Origin of the sequence: Cyanobium sp. CH-040 (assembly GCF_024346135.1) — a bacterium.
In the GTDB taxonomy this organism is placed as follows: Bacteria; Cyanobacteriota; Cyanobacteriia; order PCC-6307; family Cyanobiaceae; genus NIES-981.
Genome location: NZ_JAGQCJ010000020.1, coordinates 1 through 12413 on the forward strand (window position 1 = coordinate 1; position 12413 = coordinate 12413).

Sequence of the window (12413 nt, forward strand, 5' to 3'; positions counted from 1 at the left end):
TCGCTCTTGCTCCCGGTCCCGCAGGCCCCGCGCTTCACGGCACACTCAGCTCCGCCTCCAACCACCCTCTCAGGTGACCCTCGGCTCGCTTCGCTCCCGCTTGCGCAGTCCAATACTGTAGCACCTCGCACTGGCCGAGGAGTCACCCCTTCGTAAGCGTCCGGCCGGGCCAGGCTCCTGGGCGCTTGATGCCTGGCGGGAGGAGGTCAGGCAGGTTCGTCCATCAGCAGCGCTTCACCCCAGGGAAGGAAACGCTCGAGGGTTTCAGGCCGATCGGCCACCAGCACCGGAAAGTCGGCTGTGGACAGGTCGGCGCCTGGAACGAGCCGCTCGGGCGAGGTCTGCAACCAGCGCACCGGACACCCCAGCTCGGTGAGCACCAGCCAGGCCGCGGCCAGGTCCCAGATCTTGGGGGTGGCCTCCAGGGCAGCCACCGTCTGCCCCATGGCGACGCTCACGAGGTTGAGACTGGCCACGCCGAGCAGGCGGATCTTACCGGGAAAGCGCCGATCCGGGAGCTTCTGCAGTACACCGATGGAACGGCTGCAGAGCGACGCACAACTGGATGTGGGGTCCTGCCGGGAGGGGGGGAGGAGAGGCTTGCCATTGCGCCAGGCGCCCTGGCCGCGCACCGCCACGATGCGCTGACGCAGCGGCGGCACATCAAGCACCGCCAGCACGGGCCGGCCGTCTTCGAAGCGCGCCAGGGAAATGGCCCAGTAGGGGATGCCGGAGGCGAAATTGGTGGTGCCGTCGAGCGGATCCACCACCCAGTAGCCGCGGGTGGTGGGCACGCGGCGCTCCCCCTCCTCGCTGAGCACGCCATCGCCGGGATAGAGCTCGGCCAGACCTCGCACCAGGGCCTCGTCACTCCACCGGTCGCATGCCGTGATCAGGCTGCCGTCCGCCTTCACGTCGGACACGACATGGCCGAAGTCCTGGCGCTGGCGATCGCCGACACGGTCCAGGAGCGAGGCGAGGCCCGGATGGAGAGAGGGCGATGGCGGCGCCGCTGTCATCCGAGCTCGAGGGCCAGCACCCTGCTGAGACTGCGACCCGTATCCTCCCGGAACTGGCGCAGGTTGACGCGAGCCAGCAGGGCCAGAGCGGTGGCGGCGACCAGCAGCTCAACCCCGAGCACCAGGGCGTAGGCGGGGAAGGGATCGGTCCCCCCGGTGAGCTGGAGCTGAAGCCAGCGGCCGAGGTCCAGCAGACCGCCCCCCACCACCTTGCCGAGGGCCCTGGACAGGGCCTGGGCCAGTCCCCAGACCCCCACGAAGGTGCCGGCGGCTTCGGGAAGGGTGAGATCGAGCATCAGCACCAGGGCACTGTTGGTGCCGACACCGGCGGCCAGACCGAAGAGCACCATCACGACCCGCAGCAGCGGGACCTGGGCGGTGAAGCCCGTGAGCAGGAGCGCGGCCAGGGTGGCGATGATCAGCTGGCAACCCAGGCGGGCGGTGCCGAACTTGCCGAGACGGGGCACGATCCACAGGCCTGCAATCAACAGCCCCCCAAGGGTGCCCACACCCCAGAGGGCGTTGAGGGAGGCCGTGGCGGCAATCGACATGCCGAAGACTTCGGCGCCGTAGCTCTCCAGCACCGGATCCTGGAGAAACAGGCCGAGGGTGAAGAACACCAGGAAGAGGAAGAACACCAGCACCTGGCGGCTGGAGGTGACCAGGGCCCAGCACTGGCGGAGGGTGATCGCGTCGTCCCGGGATGCGGTCCTGGCACCGGCTGAGGACGTTGGGGCCTGGGGGGAGAGGGGTGCCGATCGCAGCGGGCGCCGGGGACGCTCGATGCCGAGGGTGGCAATCACCGTGATGGCCAGGATCACGCCGGCCACGCGCAGCATGAACTGGAGCAGGGCCGGCTGCAGCAGCTCGGGATCGGTGACGCCGTCCAGTCCGCGCAGGGCGATCGAGGTGGCGATCGCGCCCACCACGATGCCGACGGTGAGCAGGCACCAGATGATCCCCACTGCCCTGGGCCGCTCCTGCTCGTCGGTGCTGTCGATCAGCAGGGCCAGGTAGGGGGTGGAGGCCATGGAGATGGCCAGCCCATAGGCCGCGAACAGGCCGCAGAGGGCGGCGATGGCCCCTGCCAGGGCTCCGGGTTCACCGGCACCGAGCAATGCGGCGACCCGGAAGATGAGCGGCACCGACAGCACGGCGAGGGTGCAGAAGAGGGCCGCGCCCAGCCAGATGTACGGGACGCGGTGTCGGCCGGCGACGGGATGGGTGTCGGAGAGCTGCCCGAACAGCACGCGGGCAGGCGCCACGAACTGCTCACAGGCCAGGGCGGCGCCGACCAGCAGTCCTGGGAAACCCAGCTCGCTGATCATCACCCGGTTCATCAGGCCCGCGAAGATCACCGCCAGACAGCCCAGGCAGCCCTGGAACAGCCCCATCCTCAGGGTGCTGGGGAGGCCGAGCCGGTGGGCTGCGGCGCTGGAGGACAGGGCGGTCATCAGCTCGGAAGCTCAGGGCATCGGGACTTAGAGCAGCCCTGGGTTGGAGGCCTGGCAGGCGGGCAGCAGGGGGGCGGGCTCCACCGGGATGTCGGTGTCGAGAGGGGGCTTCTCGGCCGGGAGGCTGCGGGCCGGGCAGGTGGCGATCTCATCGAGACCCGTGCGGCGGCGCAGTTCGGCCAGACGGATGTTGTAGTCGGTGATCGCGTTGGAATAGGCCACTTCCGCCTGGGTGAGGTCGCGCTGCTGGTCCACCACTTCGCGCTGGGTGGTCACACCGGCCTGCAGACGCAGCCGTGCCAGCCGCAGCGCTTCGCGGGACTGGATCACCTGGCGCGCCGTGGTGGCGATGTTGCGGTTGTTTCTCTCCAGCTGATAGAAGCTTTCCTCCACCTGCTGCCGGATCGCGTCTCGCTGTTCGGCGAAACGGAACGTGCTCTCCTCGGCCCGCTGACGGCTCTGGCGTGCCTGGGCGGCTGCGGCACCCCCATCGAACAGCCGCCAGCGCAGGTTCAGGCCCACCGAGGCGTCGTAGCTGCCGCTGGCGTCGACCACGGGCGTGTCGGACCTGCGGCTGGTGGAAATGTCACTCCAGGCGGCATCGAAGCCCGCAAACACATTCAGAAACGGCTGCACCTGGCCGAGCGCCGCATTCGCCTGGCTGTTGGCGATCGAGATGTCGAGCAGGATCTGGTCCAGCTCCTCGCGGAAGGCGTAGGCGGCCACGATGCTCTCCTGCAGCGACGGCTGCCACATGCCGAGCACCTGCGGCGGATCCGCCGCCGTCGGGGTCACGTCCTGGGGCAGATCCAGCAACTGGGCCAGAACCCGGCGGCTGATCGCCTGGGCCGCGAGAGCATTGGTGAGCAGTTGCTGATCCCGCGCCAGCTGGGTTTCGGCTTCCAGCACATCCAGCCGGGTGGCCACACCGGCCTGAAAGCGGGCCCGGGTGTCGCGCAGGCTCACCAGGGAGGCGCGCACCGACTCCTGACCGATGCGGACCTGGTTGTCCGCCGCCTGCAGCTCGAAATAGGCCTGGCTCACCTGTAGGCGGAGGTTGCGCAGGGCGATGACGTACTGAAACTTGCTCTTCTCGAAGTCATCCCGGGCGGCGGCGATGCTGGGGGTGCGCACCGGGTCGATCAGCGACCACTGGGTGAGCAGAGAGGCTGCGGCGGTCCAGCGCTGCTCGCTGGTGGTGGTGCTGCCGGGGCTGCGGGTGCCGTCGGGATTGGTGAGTCTGTTGGCGAAGTTGGTGCGGGTCTCCGAGGCGCTGAAGCCCGGGAAGGAGCCGGCATTGAGCTCGATGGTGGGGTACCAGCGGGCCACTTCGGCGCGCAGGCGGCTCTGGGCCTGGTCCACCTGGGAGGCGATCGCCTTGAGGCTGGGGTTGTTCACCTCCACCAGGTTCTCCACCTGGGCCAGCGTCAGCGGACGCAGCTCGCGGATCCGCACCTGCTCCGGGCGCCTGGGCAGGCTGAGGGAATCGGGGGCGGGCAGATCGCCCAGGCCAGGGCCGAGCTCATGGTCCGCCGGCGCCACCAGCCGGGGGTTGAGCCGCGGCCGCTCGCCCTTGGACTCGACCGCGTCGGGCAGCGGGGTGGGGCTGTACTGGGGCACCTGGGCAGACCCTGCCGGAGTGGGGGCGCTGTCGACGGCGGGCTGCGCGCGCTCCTCCGCCCGAACGCCTCCAACACCACAGCCCAGGCCGAGCGCACCCAGAAGAACCAGTCGAAGTGCGGGGTGGGTCACGCCGGGGTGCACGCTGCAGCGGGAGTTTAAAGATCCTGGCGGGTTCTCCCGGTACAGGCGGCCACCAGATCCGCCGCACCGTGCACGAGTTGCACCGGCACCGGCAACCGCTCCTCCAGGTCCTCCAGCCGCAGATCGTCGAGAAACACCGGCTCGCCCTGCCTGAGCATCACCGAGGGCAGCAGCAGCCGCTCGCCCAGATCGCGGCCCCCCAGGCCGGCGAGCAGATCGGACCCCGTGAGCAGACCGGTGACCACCTGCTCCTGGCCCCAGTAGGGGCTGGGCAGGCCATGCAGGATCAGCTCCAGGCCCTCGACGCTGTTGAGGCGGTGGACCACGGGCTGGAGGGCCTCGGCCACCAGGGCCCCCACCACCCAGCTCAGGCGCCGGGGCCTCTCCAGACGCTCCGGCAGGGCGCGGGTGGCCTGGTCGAGGGACTCCAGGAAGGCGCGGATGCTGCCCACCCCGTTCTCCTGCTGGGGCAGGTCCTCGTACCGGTCGCGGGGCGGCAGCGGCAGACCGGCCAGCAGGTACCACTCATCGGACAACCAGGCGAAACGACTGCCCAGGCGCCGGCGGAAGCGGTCCTGCAGCGGTTCGACCTGGGCGATCACCCGGCGGGCGCAGGCCCGGTCCACCGGCACCAGCGCATCGCCGGCGGGCCGGAAGCGGGTGAGGCCCACCGGCACCACTGCGGCCGAGAGCACCGCCGGCCAGTCTCCACCGGCGAACTCCGCCAGGTCCGCGAGGGTGCGCTCCAGAGCAGGACCGTCGTTGAGACCGGGACACACCACCACCTGGGCATGCACCTGCAGGTTGCGCTCGGCGAACCAGGCCAGCTGCTGCAGCAGCAGACCCGCCCGCGGATTCACCAGCAGCCGGCTGCGCAGCTCGGGATCGGTGGCGTGCACCGACACGTACAGGGGTGAGAGGCGCTGCTCCTCGATCCGGCGCCAGTCGGCCTCGGTGAGGTTGGTGAGGGTGAGATAGGAGCCGTAGAGAAAGCTGAGGCGGTAGTCGTCGTCCTTGAGGTAAAGGCTGCGGCGCCGACCGGGGGGCTGCTGGTCGATGAAACAGAAGGGGCAGGCGTTGTTGCACTGCCGCAGGCCGTCGAAGAGTGCCTCGGTGAAGCCCAGCCCGAGCCCTTCGTCGGGATCCTTCTCGAGTTCAACGGTGTGCAGGGTGCCGTCCGGGTCCTCGACCACCAGCACCAGGTCCTCCTCCCCCACCAGCACCTGGAGATCGATCAGATCCCTGGGCCGCTGACCGTTGATGCTGATCAGCCGGTCACCGGGCTGGAAGCCGAGTTCCTCGCCGATCGAACCGGGCTCCACGGTGGCCACCACCGCCGGCTGGGGAAGGCGCGCCGGACTGCGGGCGGAGCCCTCCTCGGCAGCCACCGCAATCCCGGCGGAGGGTTCGTTCCACATGGCAGGGGCCGGGCCGGCGCGCTGGCACTACCCCGCCACTGTGGCGCGGAGCCAGAGCAGGATGGCGACCCCGAAGCCGAGGCGGTAGATCACAAACACCCAGGTGCTGTGGTGTTGCAGGAAGCGCAGCAGCCAGGCGATGGCCAGCCAGGAGACCACCGCCGAGGAGACGATGCCCACCAGGACCGGCAGCGCACCGCCACCCATCACACCGCCGCCGGCTGGCCCGGTGGCGAGCTCCCTGAGTTCCACCACGCCGGCGAGCGTGATGGCGGGGATCCCCATCAGGAAGGAGAAGCGCGCCGCCGCTGTGCGCTCCCAGCCGTCGAACAGCGCTGCGGTGAGGGTGCTCCCGGAGCGGGAGACACCGGGAATCAGCGCCAGGGTCTGAGCGAGGCCGACGATCAGGCCATCGCGGGGCTGGACGTCGTCGAGGCGGCGGCGGCGGCGGCCCACCAGCTCAGCGAGCCCCAGCAGCAGGGCCATCACGATCGAGACGATCGCCACCGACGTCAGGCTGCGCAGGGGGGACCTGTCGAAGTCGCTCACCATCAGCTTGATCCCCATTCCCGTCAGCACGATCGGGATGGTGCCGAGGGCGATGGCGATGCCCATCCGCGCTTCGCTGGAGCTCCAGCGCCCCTCGCGCAGGGCCCGGCCGACGCCCTGCAGCACCTGCCTGAGGTCGTGCCAGAAGTAGGTGACGATCGCCGCGATGCTGCCCAGCTGGATCACGGCGATCGCGGACACCCCCGGATCCCCCCAGCCCAGCAGCATCGGCACCACCTGCACATGGGCCGTGCTGCTGATCGGCAGAAATTCCGTGAGGCCCTGCACCACCCCCAGCACCAGGGCCCGCCAGCAGGCCTGGGCGAGACCAAGCCCCACACCAGGTTCGACGGTTGCCGCGGCGGCCAGCACCGGCTCGGCGAGCCCGGAGAGATGCGGCAGCAGGTCCATGCAGCGTGGAAAGCAACCCAGACCCTATGGCGGGGCCAGGTGGGCCGGCCCCCGGGGCGGCGGGTCCACCCACACGGATTAAGGTTGCACAAGTTTCTTCACAGACCGGGTGATCGCGGGCACTCCCAGCACCCCGACCAGCGCGCTCCAGCGATCCCCGTCCGTGGCCCTGCCTGCGTTCGGCCGCCCCGGCCTGGTGGCGCTCAGCAGTGTGCTGGTGACGCTGCCGGTGTTCATCCAGGCCCCCTGGGTGCGCCAGGCCCCCTTCAGTGCGGCAGCCTTCACCGCCTGCCTGCTCACAGCGGCCCTGCTCCTGGCCCACAGCGATGATGGCCGCCGCCGCCGGGCCGGGGAGCTGCTGGTGGGCTTCTGCGGCAGCTGGCTGGCGGGCTCGATGTTCTGGGGCTGGGCACGGCTGCACCCCGTGTGCCACCTGCCCCTGGAGGCCTTCGCCCTGCCCCTGGCCGTGGCCGGGCTGGGCAGCCGCTGGCGGCTGGCCTGCGGCTTCTACCTGGGATCCCTGGCCGGCACGGCCGCCACCGATGCCGGCATCGCCCTGACCGGTCTGATGCCGTTGTGGCCCGAGGTCCTGGCCGCCTCCCCCGAGCGCGCCTGGGAGCTGCTGCGCCTGGCCGCCACCTCCGTGCTCGAACCCCGGTCACTGCTGGTGGTGGGCTGTCTCGCTGGCGGACTGCTGCGCCTCAGCCAGTGGTGCTGGGAGCGGGGCGAGACAGGACGGGTGGCCGCGGCCGCCCTGGCCACCACCCTGGCCGTGGATGCCCTGTTCCTGCTGCTGGCCCTGGTGGCGCCCTGGCTGAGCGGCCTGGTCTGAAGAATCGCAAAGCCCCACCAAGCCCTCGGGAGGGCCCATCGCCCGCTTCTGTAACGTTGATCCCAGCTGGTCTTGCGCCCAGCTGTCCCACTTCCAATCAAGGTGAGTCGCGATGAAAAGGGTGGTTGCCTGGCTGATGAGTGGCGTGCTTCTGGCCGGCCTTCTGGTCACGCTTGTTCTGGCTCCGGCTGCCCAGGCCGCCGACCTGCGCAACCGTGCCGACGACAAGATCGCCGAGCGGGGTGACAAGGTCGACCTCAACAACAGCTCCGTGCGGCGCTTCCAGTCCTTCCCCGGCATGTATCCCACCCTCGCCGGCAAGATCGTCCTCGGGGGCCCCTACGAGACCGTGGACGACGTGCTGGACCTCGACCTGACCGAGCGTCAGCGGGAGCTCTTCAACAAGTACAAGGCCAATTTCACGGTGACCCCTCCGGAGATCGCCCTCAATGAGGGCTTCGACCGGATCAACGACGGTCAGTACCGCTGAGAGACACTGCGTAATCTCGACAAGCCGTTGTCAGCCGTCGGGGCCACCGGCGGCTTTTTTGATGCCGGCAGCTGCCGGGATTCCCCCTGCAGCCATGGCGGATCACCCACCGGAACAGACCTCCCCTGAGCGCCGCAGGGATGATCTCGCGGAGCCCTGGGACGTGGTGGTGGTGGGGGGTGGGGCAGCAGGGCTCATGGCCTGCCTGGAACTGCCGCCTGAACTCCGGGTGCTGCTGCTGAGCAAGGAGCGCAAACCACGCTCGGCCAGTCGCTGGGCCCAGGGCGGCATCGCTGCCGTGACGGCGCCGGACGACAGCTTCGCCAGCCATCGCGCCGACACCCTCAGGGCTGGCGCGGGCCTGTGCGACAGCGATGCCGTGGATCTGCTGGTGCGTGAGGCGCCGGCCTGCGTGCAGCGGCTGCTGGAGCTGGGGATGGCCTTCGATCGCGATGGGGCTGGCCTCAGCACCACCCTGGAAGCCGCCCACAGCCACCGGCGGGTGCTGCATGCCCAGGACCGCACCGGCGGCGCGCTGGTGGATGCGCTGGAGCGGCACGTGCGCCAGCGGCCGGGGCTGCGGCACCTGGATGACACGGTGGCCCTGCGGCTCTGGACCGAGGCGGGACGCTGCCGGGGGCTGCAGGTGCTCTGCGCCGACCGGGTGGGCTGGGTGCGGGCCCGGGCGGTGGTTCTGGCCACCGGCGGCGGCGGGCACCTCTTTGCGCACACCACCAACCCCGCCCAGTCCAGCGGCGATGGCGTGTCGATGGCCTGGCAGGCCGGGGCCGAGGTGCGCGACCTGGAATTCGTTCAGTTCCACCCCACGGCACTGATGCTTCCGGGGGCCCCTCACTTCCTGATCTCAGAGGCGGTGCGTGGCGAAGGGGCACGGCTGCGCGACAGCCAGGGAGCCAGCCCCGTGAGCCGCCTTGAGGGCGGTGATCTCGCCCCCCGCGACCAGGTGAGCCGGGCCCTGGCGCAGGCGATGCAGGAGCAGGGCGTGGAGCACCTCTGGCTGGACCTGCGGCCGGTGGGGGAAGCCAGGCTGGAACGTCAGTTCCCCACGATCCTGGGGCGTTGCCGGGAGCTCGGGCTGGAGCCCCTGCGCGATCCGTTGCCGGTGGCGCCGGCCGCCCACTACTGGATGGGCGGGGTGGCGACCGATCTGCATGCGGCCACCAGCCTGCCGGGCCTCTATGCCGTGGGTGAAGTGGCCTGCACAGGCGTGCATGGGGCCAACCGCCTGGCCAGCAACTCGCTGATGGAGTGCCTGGTGTTCGCACGCCAGCTGCGCCACCTGCGGCTGGAACCTCCCAGCGAGGCGAGGCCGGGGTGGAGCGAGCCGGCGGGGCCTGCCTTGCCGGGCTCCCTGCCGGGGCGGGAGCACCTGAACCAGCGGATCGCCGCGCTGCGCCAGCTCTGCTGGCAGGTGGCCGGAGTGGAACGCTGCGGCCACGCGCTGGCCGAGGCCCTGCCGCGGGTGCGCCGCGAACGGCAGGGGGTGGAGGCCCTGGAGGCCTGGCGCTGCCTGACGACCCTCCCGGTGACGGCTTGCGTGCGGCTGGCGGAGGACCGGAGCCGGCGGCTGGCGGCGCTGCAGGAATGGCATGAGCGCCTCGTTCTGGCCGAGCTGCTGATCGAGGCGGCCCTGTTCAGGCAGGAAAGCCGCGGTGGCCATTTCCGCACCGATGCCCCCAGGCCACTGCCCTACTGGCAGCGACACTCAGCGCAGCAGCGGCAGCGAGGCATCCACACAGCGCCGGTGAGCTTTGTGCGACGGTGAGCAGCGTGCGGTGAGCAGCGCGGGGCTCAGGACGGCTTGAATCCGCTCAGCTCGGCCAGGCGTTCCAGGGGCTTGGCGCCAGCTTCCAGCCGGCCGTCAATCTCCCAGCTGGGGAAGCCCTCGATGTTCTTGCTCCTGCAGAGTTCGGCCTGGTTGTCGCGGCCATCGGCGGCGCACTCGATCACGGTCAGGCGCTCGGTGGCCTCCCTGCCGAACAACCGCTTCTGGTCGGCGCAGTGGGGGCACCAGTAGGCGGAATACATAACGGCGCCGGTGGCGGTGAGGTGGTCGGCCAGGGCGATCGCCTCCGGAGTGCTGGTGGTGGTGACCGGTGGGGCGGCGCGGCCGTCGGCGATGGAGGTGCCCGACGGGTCGGCGGCTGCGGCCCAGCCCAGGCCGCCAAGGGACACCACCAGCGCCACCACCACCAGCCGGAACAGCAGCTGACCGCGGTCGGGCCAGTCGCCACCGATCAGGCTGAGCACGAACAGGGCCAGGCTCAGGAGCGCCGAGAGGACGCAGAAGAAACAGAAGGCCTGGATCTTGAACACCATCACGCCCATCAGCACCAGGCTGAACACCGCCATGGCGGCGCTGAGCAGCAGCAGCCCCCACCAGCTCAGGGAGGCCAGGCGGGCCCTGGACTCGCCCCGCAGCACCAGCGGCAGCAGGGCCAGCACGAGCACCGCGGTGTAGGCCAGAAACCCGAACAGCGAGAGGGGCTGACCCAGCAGCGTGCCCCAGGCGCTGGCCAGCACCTGGTCGCAGCCGTCAGCCCCGCCGGGGCAGCTGAGGTTGCCGAACAGGCCCCAGCGCTCCAGGGTGATCGAGCCGGTGTCGACCATGCCCACGGTGGCCAGCACCGCCATGACCACCCGCACCCAGCGGCTGCCGGCATCACCGCGGCGGCGGCTGGTGCTGAGGCGCTCGCTGAGGCGACTGGAGGTCATGGGCTTCGGGCGATGGCGGCATTCTCGCAGCCGCGGCCTTGCCCCATAGGGTGGTGGATCGGCCGGTTCGATCGATGACCACCTCCAACCGATGACCACCTCCAACGCGGCTCAGCCCAACGCAGCTCAACCCAAGACGGCTGCCCGCACGAGCGACGCACCCCGCAAGACCGTGGCCTTCGCCCACCTGGGCTGCGAGAAGAACCGGGTGGACACCGAGCACATGCTCGGCCTGCTGGCCGAGGCCGGCTATGGCGTGAGCGCCGATGAGAGCGAGGCCAGCGTGGTGGTGGTGAACACCTGCAGCTTCATCCAGGACGCACGAGAGGAGTCGGTGCGCACCCTGGTGGAGCTGGCGGAGCAGGGCAAGGAGCTGATCATCGCCGGCTGCCTGGCCCAGCACTTCCAGGAGGAGCTGCTGGAAAGCCTGCCCGAGGCGAAGGCGATCGTCGGCACCGGCGACTACCAGCACATCGTGAGCGTGCTGGAGCGGGTGGAGGCCGGCGAGCGGGTGAACCAGGTGAGCGCCGTGCCCACCTTCGTGGGCGATGAGCACCTGCCCCGCTACCGCACCACCAGTGAAGCGATCGCTTACCTGAAGGTGGCCGAGGGCTGCGACTACCGCTGCGCCTTCTGCATCATTCCCCACCTGCGCGGCGATCAGCGCTCACGCCCGATCGAGAGCATCGTGGCCGAGGCCAACAGCCTTGCCGTTCAGGGGGTGCAGGAGCTGGTGCTGATCAGCCAGATCACCACCAACTACGGTCTCGATCTCTACGGCAGACCGCAGCTGGCCCAGCTGCTGCGGGCCCTGGGGGAGGTGGAGATCCCCTGGATCCGGGTGCACTACGCCTATCCCACCGGCCTGACACCCGAGGTGCTGGCGGCCTACCGGGAGGTGCCCAACGTGCTGCCCTATCTGGATCTGCCGCTGCAGCACAGCCACCCCGAGGTGCTGCGGGCGATGAACCGCCCCTGGCAGGCCGACGTGACCGGCGGCCTGCTGCGCCGCATTCGCGAACAGCTGCCCGAGGCGGTGCTGCGCACCACCTTCATCGTGGGCTTTCCCGGTGAAACCGAGGAGCACTTCCAGCACCTGCTCGATTTCGTGGCCGAGCAGCAGTTCGACCACGTGGGCGTGTTCACCTTCTCGCCGGAGGAAGGCACCCCGGCCGCCGCGCTGGCGGATCAGGTGCCCGCCGAGGTGGCCCGGGAGCGCAAGGACCGGCTGATGGCGCTGCAGCAACCGATCGCCGCGGCACGCAACTCCGCCTGGGTGGGGCGGATCGTGGACGTGCTGATCGAACAGGAAAACCCCAGCACCGGCGAAATGCTGGGGCGCTGCGCCCGCTTCGCCCCCGAGGTGGATGGCGACGTGCGCGTGCTGCCCGGGGAAGGCGGCCTCTGCGCTGCACCGGGCACGATGGTGCCGGTGCGGATCACCGCCGCCGACACCTACGACCTCATCGGCGAGGTGGTGGGGGCCAGGGCGATGGTGGGCGATGCCCTCAGCGCGATCAGATCAGCTTGACGCCGCGCAGCACCAGAGAGGCAGCAAGAGCAGCCACCAGGCCGCCGCCCACCAGACCGAGATAGATCGCTGCGCCCATGGCCGCTGCCGTTGATGATGGGCCCATTACAGCAGACCCAGCCCCCGGCCGGCCCAGCACCAGCGTGCCCCGCCTAGGTTGGTGCTCTCAAGTCGCCCCGGAAGCCGCGCAAGCGTTCTGGTCGCCTTCC

At 70.3% G+C, this 12413-nt stretch carries 11 protein-coding genes; 4 read left to right on the forward strand and 7 right to left on the reverse strand.

Going from position 1 to position 12413, the window contains the following annotated elements:
* Positions 1 to 206: 206 nt before the first annotated feature.
* The 5 genes from KBY90_RS13970 to KBY90_RS13990 all read right to left on the reverse strand — a co-directional run bounded on the left by KBY90_RS13970 (position 207) and on the right by KBY90_RS13990 (position 6615).
* Entirely contained in the window at positions 207 to 1019 is an 813-nt protein-coding gene (locus tag KBY90_RS13970) for an inositol monophosphatase family protein (protein ID WP_254969273.1), read from the reverse strand.
* On the reverse strand, positions 1016 to 2473 hold the full coding sequence (locus tag KBY90_RS13975) for a BCD family MFS transporter (RefSeq protein ID WP_254969274.1): 1458 nt from the start codon (positions 2471 to 2473) through the stop codon (positions 1016 to 1018). The genes KBY90_RS13970 and KBY90_RS13975 overlap by 4 nt, the downstream gene beginning before the upstream one ends.
* Positions 2474 to 2500: 27 nt before the next feature.
* Positions 2501 to 4093, reverse strand: a complete 1593-nt coding sequence (locus KBY90_RS13980; protein ID WP_254969275.1) for a TolC family protein — start codon at positions 4091 to 4093, stop codon at positions 2501 to 2503.
* A 158-nt stretch (positions 4094 to 4251) separates the two neighbouring features.
* Entirely contained in the window at positions 4252 to 5655 is a 1404-nt protein-coding gene (locus KBY90_RS13985; protein WP_254969276.1) for a TIGR03279 family radical SAM protein, read from the reverse strand.
* Between the two features lie 27 nt (positions 5656 to 5682).
* Positions 5683 to 6615, reverse strand: a complete 933-nt coding sequence (locus KBY90_RS13990; protein WP_254969277.1) for an undecaprenyl-diphosphate phosphatase — start codon at positions 6613 to 6615, stop codon at positions 5683 to 5685.
* 163 nt (positions 6616 to 6778) lie between these two features.
* On the opposite strand from KBY90_RS13990, the gene KBY90_RS13995 reads away from it, so the two are divergent.
* The 3 genes from KBY90_RS13995 to nadB all read left to right on the forward strand — a co-directional run bounded on the left by KBY90_RS13995 (position 6779) and on the right by nadB (position 9723).
* Positions 6779 to 7447 carry a DUF3120 domain-containing protein gene (locus tag KBY90_RS13995; protein ID WP_254969278.1) on the forward strand — a complete coding sequence of 223 codons (669 nt, stop codon included), beginning with the start codon at positions 6779 to 6781 and terminating at the stop codon, positions 7445 to 7447.
* 112 nt (positions 7448 to 7559) lie between these two features.
* The gene (gene psbU / locus KBY90_RS14000; RefSeq protein WP_254969279.1) at positions 7560 to 7937 is read left to right on the forward strand and encodes a photosystem II complex extrinsic protein PsbU; all 378 of its coding nucleotides are present in this window, start codon (positions 7560 to 7562) and stop codon (positions 7935 to 7937) included.
* A gap of 94 nt (positions 7938 to 8031) precedes the next feature.
* Positions 8032 to 9723 carry an L-aspartate oxidase gene (gene nadB / locus KBY90_RS14005; RefSeq protein ID WP_254969280.1) on the forward strand — a complete coding sequence of 564 codons (1692 nt, stop codon included), beginning with the start codon at positions 8032 to 8034 and terminating at the stop codon, positions 9721 to 9723.
* 26 nt (positions 9724 to 9749) lie between these two features.
* Here nadB and KBY90_RS14010 read toward each other — a convergent pair whose 3' ends face one another.
* On the reverse strand, positions 9750 to 10673 hold the full coding sequence (locus KBY90_RS14010) for a vitamin K epoxide reductase family protein (protein WP_254969281.1): 924 nt from the start codon (positions 10671 to 10673) through the stop codon (positions 9750 to 9752).
* A gap of 91 nt (positions 10674 to 10764) precedes the next feature.
* Between KBY90_RS14010 and rimO the strand changes: the two genes are divergently transcribed.
* A complete protein-coding gene (gene rimO, locus KBY90_RS14015) occupies positions 10765 to 12204 on the forward strand; it encodes a 30S ribosomal protein S12 methylthiotransferase RimO (protein WP_254969282.1) in 1440 nt (479 codons plus the stop codon).
* Here rimO and KBY90_RS14020 read toward each other — a convergent pair.
* Entirely contained in the window at positions 12191 to 12283 is a 93-nt protein-coding gene (locus tag KBY90_RS14020) for a cytochrome b6-f complex subunit 6 (protein ID WP_254969283.1), read from the reverse strand. The two genes, rimO and KBY90_RS14020, sit on opposite strands and share 14 nt — an antisense overlap.
* Between the last annotated feature and the right edge of the window lie 130 nt (positions 12284 to 12413).